A 15945-nucleotide genomic window follows, 5' to 3' on the forward strand; every position below is an offset into this window, starting at 1 on the left:
CATGAAGGTTTCAATCCATTTTTTATTTACACACTAGCTTTCGAATTTAGATATTTCTTTTCTGCTTCCTTTCGGGCCTGAACAGCGTCTTCAAAGTCAGCAAAACTTGAATTTAAAACTAAACTACCCTTAACCATCATCCTAGCTAACCATCTTTGAGCGTGGTTATCGAATGACACACCGATTACCCCGCTGGTATTTCTAGCCCCAATTTTAATGGACTGAATGGGATTTCCATTAACATCTTTTAACGCATCAATATTTCCCATCCTAGCTAAAGTCGCTTGATTAGCTCGGATTTGATAGGCTGCTTTTTCTTTTCGTAAGCATCCACAACTACGTACGCTACCACGACGTAGGCGATAACCATCCGCTTCAATAATGTTTCCACATGTACACTCACAAACCCAAAAGGTGTTACCTGCGGCACTCTTCTTTGATGCAACTCGCAAAACTTTTAATCTACTAAATTGTTGCCCAGTTAGATCATATCTAACCCGTGAGCAACTACCGCAGCTTTTAGTGCTACCTACCTTCAAATGCTGTAACTCCACATCTGTTTCATTACCACAATCACATACGCAATGCCAGATTGTATTACCATTTTTAGCTTTGCCAGAAGGATACTTGGCAACTAACTTACCAAATCTTTTATTAGTTATATCAATCCGAATTTTCATGACCAACCTCCTCATCAGGGTGTGCATTATTTAAGCCAAAATACACATGAAGTTGTATTTTGAAGGTACACCCTAAAAAAACAATTAATTACCTTATATTTTTAAATATATCACTAGAATAGTTCAGCGCCTAAACTAAGTATAGCTCAAAATGCTTATCGTTAAAATAACTTTTTGACCAGCATTTAACATTTCGACGATTTCAAAATACGTTTTTCGGCGTGCTTGATTTTTAACATCTGGTCCAAAAAGAATTGGACGTCCTTTATAAACCCCCCGCTTTTTAGCCAATTCGATTCCCTGACGTTGTCGAATCCGAATTCGCTTTCTTTCCGACTCTGCCTGGAATTTCTTTGTCTCGATAAAAATATTTCTCAAGAAATTACGCATGTTTGCATCATCAATATCATCAAAAGTGGGCAAATCCAAAATAACTAATTTGGCCCCCTTTAAATAAACTTCCATAAAAATGTGAGTAAGATATTCATTGTTTCTTCCTAAACGTTCCATCTCGATAACGTAGAGTTCGTCGCCCGGTTTAAGGCGTTTTAAAACCTTCATCAATTCCGGACGTTCATTGATTGCTCCAGATATTTTTTCCTCGTAAATACGATCCATTCCAACTTCTTTTAAACGTTGTAGTTGACGTGCCAAGTTTTGGTCCTGCGAACTTACCCGAGCATAACCATATTTCATAAATAAAACCTCCTAGATTTTAGACATCTAAATGTCTGTTTTTTAGGGTGTACCCTAAAAAAGCATTGCATTATATATGATATTGCCTAAGCGGTATAATTTTTAGCGTTAATTAGTTTTATTTGTTTCTATTAATGAAAGAAACCTTTATTTTATTATAAAAATCTCTCAGAATGAAGTGATTTAGACTATCTACATCCTGATTCAATAAAAATAGGGTTACGACATATTTAAATACGTCGTAACCCTATTTATTTTGTAAATTTGTTAATTAAAGTTCCGTTAGTGCGTCGTCAATATTTTGGTCACCATCACTCATCCGGATAACTTTTTTGATTGTATTATCATGTTTAAGTAAGGCTGCCAAAACCTGAGCAACGTTTGAAATAGCATTTTGCTTGCCACTACCATTGATGGATACTTTTCCGGTACCTTCTTCTTCGGTAAGACTAGCAGGTTGTAAGATAGTGTAATCTAATTTGGTATTAGAAATTAAATAATTATCGGCAAAGAATTTAGCGATATTATAATCAGTTAAATCTGCTAATCCTTCCCGATGCCATTCCTGGGGTTCTAATGAAAACATTGAGCTGAGCATGATAAATCGTTTAATTCCATTTTTTTCTGCAGCTTGCATAACTTTTACTGCTCCAAAGGCATCTGTCTGCAAAAGATCCTTCCCCCGGGAACCCGCTACGAAATAAACTGCATCCACATCCTTAATGCTTTGGGTCATTTCATCTACATCATCATGTAAATCAAAATGCACTGGAGTAACATGTTCTAACTCAATTACCCGTTCAATCTTTCTGGCCCCAGCTACTACTTCATGACCATCGCTAACTAAATCCTTAATTAGATGCTCTGCAACTCGACCAGTTGAACCAACTACAAAAATTTTCATATTCCGCCTCCATTATTAACTTAATCTACTGCCATTATACAAAAGATACGAATAATGCGTTGGAGAGACGACTTATCTTCTCAAGCTTTATCAACTGGATTGAGCAAAACATCATTTGATTTAATTTCTATTGAGCTTGCAACGTAAAATGCTCACCAGTCGCATTCAATTTGCTTTCAACTAGTTCTTTTAATTTTTCAATGGCTGATTTCGCACGTTGAGCTTGATCGGCATTAATTGCTTCAATCACCATGACAGCATCAGTTGTATCTTCAGTTAACATCGTTCTCTGGGCTTCACGCCAATTAAAACAACGACAAATCGCACCAGTTGCGTCATAATAAATTACTTCCCCAGGTAAAGCTGGTTCATCTTCATCTGAGCCTAAAGGACGAAAACTTTCTCCTCCCTTTGCCACTCCTAGATGCATGGTTCCATCCATTTTTTGTAAGTCTTCTCCGCCACAAGGAACCCCGTATTCCAATGAAATACTATTATAGATGTCTACCAATGGATTAATCGGACTTAATGATTTCCCTTGAGACACGCGTTTCAAAAGGGCTTCAATTGAAGCCCGCGCCCCTTTTTTCTTTTTAAATTTAGTAAAAGCAGTTCGCCACTCACTAACGACTGGGTTATCTCGAAAAACATCATTAGCAATATACTTTTGTGATTTTTCTATTGCACGATCTAATAATTCCTGATAATATTCATCAGCTTTAGATTGGTTATTAATCCCTTTAACCACCAAAACTTCAAAACGCGCCTCTGGAAACATTTGCCAAATTTCTTCATCGATTTTCAATGCTTGCATCATTAATTCCTCCTTTATGGGTTATCCTTGCTTATTATATATTAAAATAGGTGCAAATGCAACAAAAATATTAGCAAACAAAAAAGTCCCAATTCAAACCGAATTGAGACTTCTTGAACTTAACTAAAATTAGTTAAGCTTTGTTTTGCTTTGTACTTCAAGCTTTTCGTTGAAGTCATAGACAACTGGTTCACCAGTAGCCATTTCAAGATTAATAATATCTTCATCAGAGATATTTTCGATGTACTTGCTCAATGCACGTAGTGAGTTACCATGTGCAGCAATAATAACGTTCTTGCCATCGATTAACTTAGGAGCAATTTCGTCTTCCCAGAAAGGAATAACACGTTCAAGAGTAACCTTAAGGTTTTCACCACCAGGAATGATACGTGGGTCTAAGTTAGCGTAACGACGATCGTTTGCTGCTGAACCTTCATCATCTGCATCCAATAGTGGAGGGAGAACGTCGTATGAACGACGCCATGTGTGAACTTGGTCATCGCCCCATTTTTCAGCTGCTTCAGCCTTGTTTTGGCCTTGAAGAGCACCATAATGACGTTCGTTTAAGCGCCATGTCTTTGTTTCAGGAATCCATAGTTGGTCTGAACCTTCCAAAGCATAGTGCAAAGTCTTGATGGCACGAGTTAATACTGATGTGTAAGCTTGATCGAATTCGATACCAGCTTCCTTGATTAACTTACCAGCGTTTTGTGCTTGTTTAACACCTTCGTCACTAAGATCTACATCAACCCAACCAGTAAATTGGTTTGATAAGTTCCATTGACTTTGTCCATGACGGATCAAAACTAATTTTGCCATATCGTTTAAATACCTCTTTCTTGAATTAAATTTCTAACATTATAATTTTACAATTTTTGAGCAATTAGTACAAACTGAAAATGAAGAAGTTTCCACAAAAAGCCGATTAACTAGCTAAAAACTATTCTTCAATGGTATCACTTATAGGAATATCTTCATTTTCGGTTGACCTTGATTTTGTCTTAGAGGATTCAGCTTTAGACGAACTACCGGTCTGTTCATTTTTTTTAGTAGAACTGTTCTCCGTTGCACTACTGCTGGATGACTCTTTTGCATTAGACTTAGCTGTTTTTTTAGTAACGCTTTTACTACTATTATTCTTGCTAGGAACCGTTTTATCTGGCACAGCTGTAGATGACGGAATTGGCCCGCCATAACGTGGTAGACCCTGTTGGCTCGATCCCGATTCCATACTATTCTCGTTATTATCCGGCGTCGTATCCGTATTAAATGAATTTTGATCCGCTACAATTCCAGCGTTATTAAAACGCTGAAGCACTAGGGCTTGATCATAAATCGTCTTGTAATACTCTTTTGAAAATTCTTTATCGCTTAAGAGCCCATCAATGATTGCATTAGATCCGTAAAAATCCCAAGCTTCATTTTTTTGCTTAGCTGCCGTTAATTTTTTATTAAATTTTTTAACATTCTGCTTAATTTTATCAATTAATTTAACTTTAGTTTCGCTCCGCTGCTTTAAAGTGGCCGAAGCCTTTTTATAGGTGAGCACAGTTTGATAATCCCCACGCGCACTAGTAAATTCATTACTCTTAAATTCAGAACTTGCTCGCATGTACATTTTCGTTTGTGCCAGTAAATTAGCAGCTTGTTGGTCATCTTTCCTAATGGTTATGGCTCGTGAAAAATAGTTTTTAGCTGCAGTGTAATTGGTCTGATCAATTGCTGTTTTTCCATTCGTGATATTGCGCTCATACTGTACTTGTTCTTCGTGATAATGAGCGACTGCATATCCGCCAACAACACCGGCGACCAGAAAAATTAACACTGCCCAAATCCATTTTTTCATTGCCTAACCTCCTTTACATATCTGATTTATTATACCACGTAAATAGCATTTAACTTACTGCTTAGTCTTGAATATAATGCTTCACATTTGAAAAAAATGTCAACAAAGTTTATAACAGTAATATAACTCTTTTATTTTAGAAAGGATCTGACACAATGCTTGAGAAACAATTTTACAAATCGTTTTTAAAGCGGACATTTAACATTCCAGTACGCGTCAATTACTGGGATGGAAGTTCTGCAGTATATGGAACGGGGGATCCTCAAGTCACCATAACCTTTAATAAGGCCATCCCAGTTAAAGCTATTCTAAAGAATGCTTCGATTGCACTAGGTGAGGCCTACATGGACGGTACCATCACCGTCGAAGGTAGTTTACAACAACTAATCACATCGGCATATGAAAATGCCGATAGTTTCTTCCATAATAAGAAATTTATTCATTTTCTCCCTAAACAAGGACATAATGAAAAAGAAAGTATGGAGGACGTCCAAAATCATTATGATATTGGTAACGACTTCTACCGTCTTTGGCTTGACCCTACCCTGACTTATTCGTGTGCTTATTTTGAAAGTGATCAAGATACCCTTGAACAAGCTCAAATGAACAAGGTTCGTCACATTATTCGTAAACTTCATCCCCAACGTGGTAAAACCTTGCTTGATATTGGTTGTGGCTGGGGAACTTTAATGCTCACAGCTGCTAAAGAGTTTGATCTTAAGGTAGTTGGAGTAACATTAAGCAAAGAACAGTACAATCTAGTTAATCAACGTATCAAGGACGAAGGGCTCGAAGGAGTAGCTGAAGTTCGTCTTCAAGATTATCGTGAACTGGGTGATGCTAAATTTGATTACATCACTAGTGTAGGTATGTTTGAACATGTTGGTAAAGAAAATCTCGGAATTTACTTTGAAAATGTAGCAAAATACCTTAAAAACGATGGAGTAGCTTTAATCCACGGCATTACTCGTCAACAAGGGGGCGCCAACAATGGTTGGTTAAACAAATGGATTTTCCCTGGTGGATATGTCCCCGGACTAGTTGAAAATATCGATCATATCATTAATAGTGGTCTTCAAATTGACGATATGGAACCACTACGTCGTCATTACCAACGGACAACTGAGATATGGGACGTGAACTTCAATAAGCATCGTGCTGAAGTTCAAGAAATGTTTGATGAACGGTTTGTGCGCATGTGGGATTTATATCTCCAAGCATGTTCAGCATCATTTGAATCAGGTAATATTGATGTCATTCAATATCTCCTCACTAAAGGTGCTAGCGGACGCGTTCTCCCAATGACTCGTGACTACATGTATGAAAAATAAAAAAAGATTCATGCCGAAGACAATAGTTAGCCTTCAGTATGAATCTTTTTTGTATTAATCGTTCAACCTATAAGCTATATAAAAAACACGCTCATTTCAACGAATGAGCGTGTTTAAAATTGCATTTTACAATATTTATTATTAAATTATTAACGTTAAAATCATTACTGTTACGAGCCCTACAATAACTGACATCGCCATTGAGCGCGTCCAATAGGCAATTAGAATAACAACTAGCCCACCAATAATCAAGGCAAGATTTCCACTAGTAACTAACGTATATTTGCTTGAAATAAAGATTCCTTTGACAACCAATGCCGTAAATAACGAAATTGGTACGTACTTCATCCAATCGTTAAACCACTCTGGGATTTGGCGCTTTGAAAAGAATAGTAGTGGTAAATAACGTGGAGCAAACGCCACAAAGAAACCGAGAATAATAATCAATAGATGATCTAATGAACTGTACTCCATGCGTGATTTCTCCTACCAAATTAAAGAATATCTGACTCTTTTTTTTCGATTTCTTCGATGATTGGACCACCTTTACGTGAACCAATATCTTGTAATAATGCACTCGCTGGTCGTTTTTTTACTAGTAACTCTTCGATTAAAAATCCAGTAAATGACGCGATCAAAGTTGATGCCACGAGACCTAAGGTACTCTTAGTTATAATCATACATACTGCAGCAAGGGCACCTGAAAAGATACAAATCAGCAATGAAAGTCGAGATTTAATTTGCATCACAATCATATAGATAAATAAGGCGGTCAAAGCAAAATCAACTACAGTTAGATTAATACTAAGCACACTACCAATCAATGAACCCACAATATTAGAAACGGTCCAAAAAAGGAGTGACCAGTGCTCAACTTGGCGAGCATCATTAGGGGTCCAGTGTTTATCTGTTGCAAATTTTAAATAGTTTACAGCGTAGTTTTCGTCATTCAAGGAAAGAGCAAATGTAAAAATCGAACTACGACTCTCACCTTGTAGATATTTCGATAAACTTGAACCTAGCAATGCGTATCTTAACTCTAGGAAGAAGAGCATCAAAACAATCGTCAGGATAGGAGCGTTAACTGTTAACATTTGCGCAATCAAAAATTGGGCCCCACCTGAAAAAATAACTAAGGAAACTAATCCAGTGAGTAACGTATTGAAACCAGCAGCATGTAATAGAATTCCACATGCTAGCCCAATCGGCGTGTAACTTAAACAAAGTGGCCACGCTACTTTAAATGTTTCTTTCCAGCGCGCCTCCGTTTTAATTTGTTTCAAAGTTTGTCCTCCAAAAAAACTAGATATAAAAAGAATACATTAATTTTTTGCAAAGCATACGAATTAATTCTAACACGCTAAATAAAATTTTAATAGTAAAGCCACTAAATATCCCTCTTTAATCGCGTCCTTTAACTAAACCAATCAGCTATAGAACGCCCCAAACGAACAAAAATATTAGCTTTTTTCACGTCTTGAGTTGGTTTCAATTTCACATGTACACCCTTACCATTTTCAAGGAATTGGTCCTGATTGCCTTTAACATTCGCCGTCGCAATTACCTTAGAATGTTTAATGGGTGCTTTTTGTTTTGGATCATTTAATTTAATTGCATTAACATGCAGTTTTTCGCTCTGACCTTTTGGAACCCAGTAATCTAGCGGTTGGGTAAGTTCTAATTTAACATCCGCAACTTTAGCTGAGTTAATTTTAACAGAGGCTTGATTCTTCAAATTGGAACTTAAAACGGCCAACTTAGTCATCAACGCATTCCAAATCGTTTTGGTATCTGTGAAACGTTGATTTTCACCGGAACCCAATACAACACTGATTACTCGGTGACCTTTAATTTTACCGGTGGCAGAAAAATCCTCTCCGGCTTTATCTGATGTACCTGTTTTTAGACCATCAATTTGGTATTTTGCTTCATACTGTTCAGCGCCTTTTAGTAATTCATTATGATTAGTAATTTCAAGTTCTTCTTTTCCAGTATTAAAAGTTGTTTTTTGGATTTTAGTGATATTTAGAATCTCAGGGAATTCTTTTAAGACATGGGAAATTACGATTGCCATATCTTTAGCAGACATTTCATTTTCTATATTTCCAGATGTACCAGGGTACTTTTCACTACCAACTTGGCTTTCTAATAAGCCCGCTGCGTTGTACAATTTTGCATCTTTAATGCCCCATTTTTTCACAGTTGACCGCATTTCATTGACAAATTTTTCCGAAGTTCCTGCTTGGGCTTTTCCTAAAGATAAAATTGCCGCGTTAGCTGAATAAATTAATGATGCATCTAACAAGTTACGCACTGTATAAGTTTGATTAGAAGAAAGCGGAACGTTGGTTAATTCACTGTTGTTACTAACTTCTTCCAAGCTCTTATTGATAGACACTTTTTGATTCCAATGCATTTGGCCCTCTTTAACGCTCTTCATGATGAGGTAAGCTGCCACAATCTTCGACATTGAGGCAATCGGACGAACTGTGTTTTCATCCTTGCTATATAGAATCTGGCCTGTGTTTTCATCAACTGCAATCGCTGATTTAGCAGTGATATTACTAGTGGTTGCTTCAATAACTGATTCGTTATTTTCAGCAGCTAGCGCTGGCGCAAAACTCGTCATCATCATTAAAAACGCAATCAGCATCGTGTATAATTTTTTCATAATCTAACTCCTGATCCGAATAAAAAAGACTGTTCCAAAAGGAAGTCTATTTTTCAATGTGGTAACTAACAAGTTAATCTCTTAAAATTTAGTCGCCACAATTGAAGCGTAGCTCTTTGACGAATAGCTCTAAACCATCCTTCAAATCTTTCATCACAGTCTTTACATCTTTTAAATTTTCTATGGTAAGTCCTTACTTACCGGTTGATGCAATGGCAACTGAATCACAAAGCTCGTTCGCTTATCGTTCGAATGAGCTTCGATAGTACCATTATGCATTTCAACGATGCTTTGAGCAATAGCTAATCCAAGTCCTGTTCCTCCAGTGGCTTTGGAACGGGAACCTTCCACTCGATAAAAGCGGTCAAAAAGCTTGCCAAGGGCCTCAGCAGGTACTTTTTCACCATCGTTAGCAACTTCAAAAATTACCGTATCATTAATTTGTTTGGCACTCAAAAAAATATTTTTACCACCATTACCATATTTCAAGGCATTGGTTATCAAATTGTTAAACACCCGACCAATTTTTTCGGCATCCCCGGTAATTTCTAAATCTTTCGGCGTACATTGAGAAGTAATCACAAAATGCTTCTGCTTAGCTTCCAGTTCAAAACTAGCTGCTAACTGTTGGAGCATAGAATCCACATTAATCGTATTAATTGTCAAATGGGGATTAGATTGACTAACCTTGGTATATTCAAAAAGGTCCTCTACCAGTGATTTCATCTGAATTGATTTTAAATATGCTGTATGCGTATATTTTAAAATGTCATCTTCATTTTTAAATTGACGATCTTCAATTAACCTTAGATAACCAATAATTGAGGTTAATGGCGTACGTAAATCATGCGATACATTGGTAATTAAATCATCTTTAGATTGCTTAAGCGCTCGCTCTTCTTCCATGGAGCTAATGACACTGTCAACTAGTGAGTTCACACTATCCACCACTCGTTGATGGTCTCCACTTAATTCAAATGGAATACGATGATCAAAATGACCATTAGCAATGTAATGTAATTCGGCAATAATATGACGTAACTGCATTTGCTTGTAACGTCGTTCTAAGCGCCAATAAAGTACCCCTGCATCAGCCAAAAACATGATTAAAATAAAAATCTTTTGGTAGCTCCAAATCTGTACGCCGCCAATTGTAATTGAATTTTTAACCATAAAGACCGCGTTTGACAAAGCTGGATTCGACTTTAAGGCACTATCAATTAAGATAAAAACTGATAAATTGAGTAATAGTAAGAGAATTACCGTAATAACTCCTTCACCAAACAATTCATATTTTTCACGCCCCGTTAACTTCATTTGAATCTCTCCTAGTGCGCGACTACTTTATATCCAACGCCCCAGACGGTTTCAATAACCTTTTCACCACCCGTAGCTTCTTCAATCTTGTCGCGTAAATGACTAACGTGTACCATTACTGTTTTAGCTGAAATCACACTCTCCTGTTGCCAAACACGTTCAAAAATCTCATCTGCTGAGAACACTCGGTTAGGATGGCTAGCTAAAAGATATAAAATACCGAATTCAAGTGCTGTTAATTGCACATCTTTTCCAGCTAAAGTCCGAACTTCATGTGAATCACTGTTGATGATTAATGAACCAATGTCCAAAATTTCTGGTTCATCAGCTGTCATATCTTTTTCACTACGACGTAGAAGTGATTTTACACGAGCCATGACTTCTAGTGGATTGAAAGGTTTAGCTACGTAATCATCCGCTCCAGTCAAGAGCCCCTTAATCTTGTCCATATCATCTGTTTTAGCAGACAACATTAAGATTGGTAAGGATGAATCCTTACGCACTTCCCGAACCACTTGCATCCCGTCCATTTCCGGCATCATAATGTCTAAAATCATTAAGCTAATATCCGGATCGGTACGTAATTTAGACAAAGCTTCTTTTCCATTGTAAGCAGATACTGGTTCGTAACCTTCATTTTTAATATAAATGTCTAATAATTCAACAATTTCTTTATCATCGTCAACAACTAAAATTTTCATTGGTGAATCTCCCCTTTTTACTGTCTTTTTTACCAGTCTAGCAAATTTCGTTCAAAACACCCGTTACTAGGGCTGGATTTTATTAATCTTTAAGAAAACCTTCCATTTTCAGCAGTTTTTCTTTTAATTCTACCCCTGCACGATAATTTCCAATTTTCCCATCTTTACGAATCACGCGGTGACAAGGAATGACTAGCAAAATCGGATTACGCGCCACTGCACTAGCAACGGCTCGAATGGCTTTAGGTGTTTCTGCTAGTTCTGCTAGTTCCGTATAATTAACCCCTCGACCGTACGTAATTTTCGTTAATGTTTTCCATATCTTTTGTTGAAACTGGGTTCCATTACTTAGATCAATTGCTAAATTAAATTCTTGGCGACGGTTTTCAAGATATTCTTTGATTTGACGTACAGCTTCGATATTTGATTTTTCATCTCCAATTAATTCAATTGCTTGATAAAACTGATTTACTTCATTTAACGTTTGGTTCGGTGAGCCGACAAAACCTAAGCCCTTTTTAGTCGATGCCACATAGTACGTTGCATCTTTCACTTGAAATTTAGAATAATATAGTTTCATAGCATCACCCTCCTTCTGATTTTAACCTGTAATCATCGTAAAATAAAAAAAGTTAATAGCCAAGGACGAATCCTTGACCATTAACTCTTAAAGTTTTTAATTATTCAATACCAAATTGAATATTTATTTACTATTTATGGTAGTTAGGAGCAATTTTAGTCATTTGAACATCATGTGGATGGGATTCCACTAAACCAGCGTTCGTAATTTGCACGAACTGTGCTTTTTCAGCCAATTCAGCAATGGTAGCTGCGCCCACGTAACCCATTCCAGAACGGAGTCCACCAAGCATTTGGAAGATGATTGTGGCAACTGAACCCTTATATTGTACCCGCGCTTCAATTCCTTCTGGAACCAGCTTATTGGCTTCATTTACGCCACCTTGGAAGTAACGATCAGCTGAACCTTTTTCCATGGCCCCAACCGAACCCATTCCTCGATAGGCTTTGTATTTCTTACCATTATCTTCAATGATTGAACCAGGAGTTTCGTCTGTACCAGAAAGCATGCTACCAAGCATTACTGCATCTCCACCCGCAACTAGGGCTTTAACGATATCACCAGAGAACTTAATTCCCCCATCAGCAATAATCTTCTTGCCATATTCACGAGCTACATTAGCTGCATCATAGATAGCGGTAATTTGTGGTACCCCAACTCCGGCAACTACCCGAGTTGTACAAATTGAACCAGGTCCAATCCCAACTTTCACAACATCAACACCAGCGTCAAACAATGCTCTTGTTCCATCCGCAGTTGCGACGTTTCCAGCAATCAACGTTTGCTTTGGAAAATGTTCGCGAATTTCTGCTACCTTACGAAGTACTCCTGCTGAGTGTCCGTGAGCTGTATCAATTACGATAGCGTCAGCACCAGCATCGATTAAACCTTGAGCACGTTCAAAAGTATCACTAGTTACACCTACGGCAGCCGCTACTAATAGACGACCTTGGTCATCTACAGCTGCATGCGGATTGTCTTCCAGATTTACATCCGCATTTTTTACGATTGAAACTTCGGAAGCTTGTTGTTCAGCACTCATATTTTTATGAATGACACCCAAGCCACCTTGACGAGCCATTGAGATACCCATTGCAGATTCAGTAACTGTATCCATTCCTGCACTAATAATCGGAATATTAAGCTTAATGTTATCAGCTAATTGAGTTGAAACATCAGCCTCATTCGGTAATACATGGCTTTCGCCTGGAATTAATAAAACATCATCAAAAGTTAAACCTTGTTTTGTAAACTTGTTATCCCAATTGCTCATCATTCTCTCCCTTTTCTTTAACTAAAATATGCCACCAACGATATGAAACTTTCGTCTAAGATACCACCGTCCGCCGAATGCTGCAACCGCTAATATTGCATATCCGTAGAATGGAAGGGTCGGATTGATAACAGGTGGTAGCATTCCAAAGCTAGTATAGAAGATAATCCAAAGGACTACGGCAATTACGACGATTCCCGCTTGTTTCCATACGGAAGGGCGCTTTTTACTAGATCCTAAGACTTTGTAGATATAACCCATACCAATCCCACCGACTGCTGACGTTAAAATAATTGCTAGCAATCCTGAAGGACCTGGTGTGCTAGTAATCGTCTTGGGTTCAATTAACATCATGATTGCGTACATTGCAGCAAACAGAGCGGCAAAAATTAAACCATTATCTAAAGCTCTAATCCACATATTGTTATTTTGGGCTTCAATTTTAACTTTCTTAGGCCCTTCTACAATTTCATTTAATCGTTGGGTTGGGGTACCAAATAATTGTTTAGCTGTTTTACCAGTTTTTTGGGCTTCTAATAACCGAGTTTCAGTATCAATCAAAGCTTCGCTACGTTGTTCATCGTTAAGCTTGCTTTCTTTAAGCTCTTTTCGTAAACGATACATAAAATCTGCATTACGTTTAGTTAATTCTTGTTTTTTAGGTTCATTTTCATGGTGGGCAACTGAACTACTTTGCTTGCCCTCATTACGTGGTTCTTCAGTCATAATCTATTTACTCCTCGTTTGATTTATATTAGACATTAAAGCGGAATTCGATAATATCGCCATCTTGCACAAGGTATTCCTTACCTTCAAGACGTAAACGTCCCGCTTCACGAACACCTTGCATACTGCCATACTTGTCTAAATCATCAAATGAAACTGTTTCAGCACGAATAAATCCACGTTCAAAATCAGAATGAATTACACCAGCTGTTTGAGGAGCCGTCATTCCCTTCTTAAACGTCCATGCCCGTGTTTCTTTTCCACCCGCCGTGAAGAAGGTTTGAAGACCTAAAAGGTTGTATGAGGCTTGAATTAGACGGTTTAAGCCTGGTTCAGTAATTCCTTCTGCTTCAAGAAATTCCGCTTTTTCGTCATCTTCTAATTCAGCGATTTCTTGTTCAGTTTCAGCTGAAATACCCAAAACTTGCGCATCAGGGTCTTCTTGAGCAACATAATCTTTAATTTCTTTGAAGTACTTGGAAGCTTCAGGATCGGCCATATCGTCCTCTGCAATATTAGCCACATAAAGTACGGGCTTAGTAGTTAGCAAGAAAAGTCCTTTAACAATAGGCATTTCTGATTCATCAAAATCGATTGTACGGGCTGCTTTACCAGCTTCCAAAACTGGATGTAATTTTTCCAGTACCGCTAATTCTGCTACTGCATCTTTATCGCGTCCCTTAGCCGCACGCTGTACCTTAGTCAAACGTTTTTCGACACTTTCCAAGTCAGCTAGACTCAATTCCAAGTTGATGGTTTCGATATCTTCGATGGGGTCAACTTTACCTGAAACAGTTGTGATATTGTCGTCGTCAAAGGCTCGAACAACGTGAACAATTGCATCCACTTGGCGAATATTTTCAAGAAATTTATTTCCAAGTCCTTCACCCTTACTTGCACCCTTAACAATCCCTGCAATATCGGTAAATTCAAAGGTTGTGTGCACAATCTTTTTAGCAGGGATAATTTCTTGAATCCGATCTAAACGTTGATCTGGTACTTCTACCATCCCGACGTTTGGATCGATTGTAGCAAACGGATAGTTAGCCATTTCGGCTCCCGCCTTTGTAATTGCGTTAAATAACGTTGACTTACCGACGTTCGGAAGTCCAACAATACCAGCTGTTAATGCCATTTTAATTCCACTTTCCTTTCAAAACTGCGTGTTCTTCTCTATATATTATCAAAAATTAGGGGTCGTTAACAGACCGTTCAGAGCCAAAGTTGCGCTTTCATCACCATCAATAAAGAAATCTCGTATATTACAGTTCTATTTTTTGATTTTAGTTAGTAAAAAAGAGGCACTACGATTTGCAACTTAAAATTGGCTTATCATAATCCCTCTTACAACTTATTCAGCGTGTTCAACGACCTTCTTCAATTTTCGTTCAAATTCACGACGAGGCAACATCACGATGTGGCCACATCCCTCGCATTTAATCTTAATGTCCATCCCTACCCGGATGATTTCCCAAGTATTAGAGCCACACGGATGACTTTTCTTCATCTGAACAATATCATGTAATTCATATTCCATTACTAAATCCTCCTTAGTCTAAAGAAATATTCAAGACATCCAAAATCCGATCAAGTTCTTGAATTGAATCATAATTGATTTCAATTTTACCTTTTTGTTTTGATTTTGCTACAACCAGTGCGCGCGTCCCAAAGCGTTCTCCCAATTGATTTTCAAGTTCTCGGATAAAAGGTGATTTGTTCTTTCGTTTTTGTTTTTGAGCTGCTTCTCGATCTTTATCTAAATTAAATTTAGTTACGATTTCTTCTAATTGACGAACCGTTAATCCCTCTTCAACCGTCCGTTGGGCAAGTTTCTCCAAAGCCTGAGGTTGCTTAATCGCCAACAACGTTCGTGCTTGTCCCATTGAAATTCGTCCTTCTTGGAGCATCAATTTAACGCCCGTTGGCAGTCCTAATAAACGTAAATAATTAGCAATATAAGGCCGACTCTTACCTAATCGTTCCGAAACCTGCGCTTGAGTTAAATTTAACTCTTTAATCATTGCTTGGTAAGCTTCTGCTTCTTCTAGCGGACTAAGATCCTCCCGTTGTAAATTTTCAATAATTGCTGCTTCCATAGTGGCTTCATCAGAAAAGTTCCGAATAATTGCTGGAATCTGTTCTAAACCGGCTAACATACTCGCCCGGTAGCGTCGCTCGCCAGCAATAATTTCATAACGTTCTAATGCAGCAATTGGTTGACGTAGAATCAAAGGTTGATAGATACCAGATTTTTTTATCGATTTAGCCAATTCTTCAAGTCGATCTTTATCAAAGATATGCCGCGGTTGAAATGGATTAGGATAAATCTTAGTAATATCGATCATCTGATATGTTGCGTCATTTTGTGTGTTCAATTGTTCATTTAATACTTTCTTACCCATCATG

Annotated in this window: 18 protein-coding genes; 1 reads left to right on the plus strand and 17 read right to left on the minus strand. The window is 37.7% G+C overall.

Annotated features, from left to right (window positions below):
- Positions 1-26: 26 nt before the first annotated feature.
- The 6 genes from HFC68_RS03700 to HFC68_RS03725 form a co-directional block, all read right to left on the minus strand.
- Positions 27-680 (minus strand): AP2 domain-containing protein, encoded by a 654-nt coding sequence (locus tag HFC68_RS03700; RefSeq protein ID WP_002832862.1) that lies wholly within the window; start codon positions 678-680, stop codon positions 27-29.
- Between the two features lie 135 nt (positions 681-815).
- Positions 816-1376, minus strand: a complete 561-nt coding sequence (locus HFC68_RS03705; RefSeq protein WP_011673823.1) for a recombinase family protein — start codon at positions 1374-1376, stop codon at positions 816-818.
- Positions 1377-1647: 271 nt separating this feature from the next.
- On the minus strand, positions 1648-2280 hold the full coding sequence (locus tag HFC68_RS03710; protein WP_011673824.1) for an SDR family oxidoreductase: 633 nt from the start codon (positions 2278-2280) through the stop codon (positions 1648-1650).
- Between the two features lie 127 nt (positions 2281-2407).
- Positions 2408-3094 carry a B3/4 domain-containing protein gene (locus tag HFC68_RS03715; RefSeq protein ID WP_011673825.1) on the minus strand — a complete coding sequence of 229 codons (687 nt, stop codon included), beginning with the start codon at positions 3092-3094 and terminating at the stop codon, positions 2408-2410.
- A gap of 129 nt (positions 3095-3223) precedes the next feature.
- Positions 3224-3913, minus strand: a complete 690-nt coding sequence (locus HFC68_RS03720; protein WP_002834107.1) for a 2,3-diphosphoglycerate-dependent phosphoglycerate mutase — start codon at positions 3911-3913, stop codon at positions 3224-3226.
- A 121-nt stretch (positions 3914-4034) separates the two neighbouring features.
- Positions 4035-4940, minus strand: a complete 906-nt coding sequence (locus HFC68_RS03725) for a hypothetical protein (protein WP_011673826.1) — start codon at positions 4938-4940, stop codon at positions 4035-4037.
- A gap of 155 nt (positions 4941-5095) precedes the next feature.
- On the opposite strand from HFC68_RS03725, the gene HFC68_RS03730 reads away from it, so the two are divergent.
- A complete protein-coding gene (locus HFC68_RS03730; protein WP_011673827.1) occupies positions 5096-6271 on the plus strand; it encodes a cyclopropane-fatty-acyl-phospholipid synthase family protein in 1176 nt (391 codons plus the stop codon).
- Between the two features lie 141 nt (positions 6272-6412).
- On the opposite strand, the gene HFC68_RS03735 is transcribed toward HFC68_RS03730, so the two are convergent.
- The 11 genes from HFC68_RS03735 to HFC68_RS03785 all read right to left on the minus strand — a co-directional run bounded on the left by HFC68_RS03735 (position 6413) and on the right by HFC68_RS03785 (position 15941).
- On the minus strand, positions 6413-6745 hold the full coding sequence (locus HFC68_RS03735) for an AzlD domain-containing protein (protein WP_002834110.1): 333 nt from the start codon (positions 6743-6745) through the stop codon (positions 6413-6415).
- A 20-nt stretch (positions 6746-6765) separates the two neighbouring features.
- Positions 6766-7554, minus strand: a complete 789-nt coding sequence (locus HFC68_RS03740; protein WP_002834111.1) for an AzlC family ABC transporter permease — start codon at positions 7552-7554, stop codon at positions 6766-6768.
- Positions 7555-7685: 131 nt separating this feature from the next.
- A complete protein-coding gene (locus HFC68_RS03745) occupies positions 7686-8942 on the minus strand; it encodes a serine hydrolase (RefSeq protein WP_011673828.1) in 1257 nt (418 codons plus the stop codon).
- A 180-nt stretch (positions 8943-9122) separates the two neighbouring features.
- Positions 9123-10259, minus strand: coding sequence for a cell wall metabolism sensor histidine kinase WalK (locus HFC68_RS03750; RefSeq protein ID WP_011673829.1), 1137 nt, complete (start codon positions 10257-10259; stop codon positions 9123-9125).
- Between the two features lie 11 nt (positions 10260-10270).
- On the minus strand, positions 10271-10960 hold the full coding sequence (locus tag HFC68_RS03755) for a response regulator transcription factor (RefSeq protein ID WP_002834114.1): 690 nt from the start codon (positions 10958-10960) through the stop codon (positions 10271-10273).
- Positions 10961-11042: 82 nt separating this feature from the next.
- Entirely contained in the window at positions 11043-11540 is a 498-nt protein-coding gene (locus tag HFC68_RS03760; RefSeq protein ID WP_160211262.1) for a methylated-DNA--[protein]-cysteine S-methyltransferase, read from the minus strand.
- 130 nt (positions 11541-11670) lie between these two features.
- Positions 11671-12813, minus strand: coding sequence for an IMP dehydrogenase (locus HFC68_RS03765; RefSeq protein ID WP_011673831.1), 1143 nt, complete (start codon positions 12811-12813; stop codon positions 11671-11673).
- 21 nt (positions 12814-12834) lie between these two features.
- Positions 12835-13539, minus strand: coding sequence for a DUF1129 domain-containing protein (locus HFC68_RS03770; protein ID WP_011673832.1), 705 nt, complete (start codon positions 13537-13539; stop codon positions 12835-12837).
- A gap of 28 nt (positions 13540-13567) precedes the next feature.
- The gene (ychF, locus tag HFC68_RS03775; protein WP_002834120.1) at positions 13568-14674 is read right to left on the minus strand and encodes a redox-regulated ATPase YchF; all 1107 of its coding nucleotides are present in this window, start codon (positions 14672-14674) and stop codon (positions 13568-13570) included.
- A 216-nt stretch (positions 14675-14890) separates the two neighbouring features.
- Complete coding sequence (locus tag HFC68_RS03780; RefSeq protein WP_002834122.1) at positions 14891-15076, minus strand: DUF951 domain-containing protein; 186 nt, start codon at positions 15074-15076, stop codon at positions 14891-14893.
- 13 nt (positions 15077-15089) lie between these two features.
- Positions 15090-15941, minus strand: a complete 852-nt coding sequence (locus HFC68_RS03785; RefSeq protein WP_011673833.1) for a ParB/RepB/Spo0J family partition protein — start codon at positions 15939-15941, stop codon at positions 15090-15092.
- Positions 15942-15945: the final 4 nt, after the last annotated feature.

Origin of the sequence: Pediococcus sp. EKM201D (assembly GCF_011800215.1) — a bacterium.
GTDB lineage: Bacteria > Bacillota > Bacilli > Lactobacillales > Lactobacillaceae > Pediococcus > Pediococcus pentosaceus.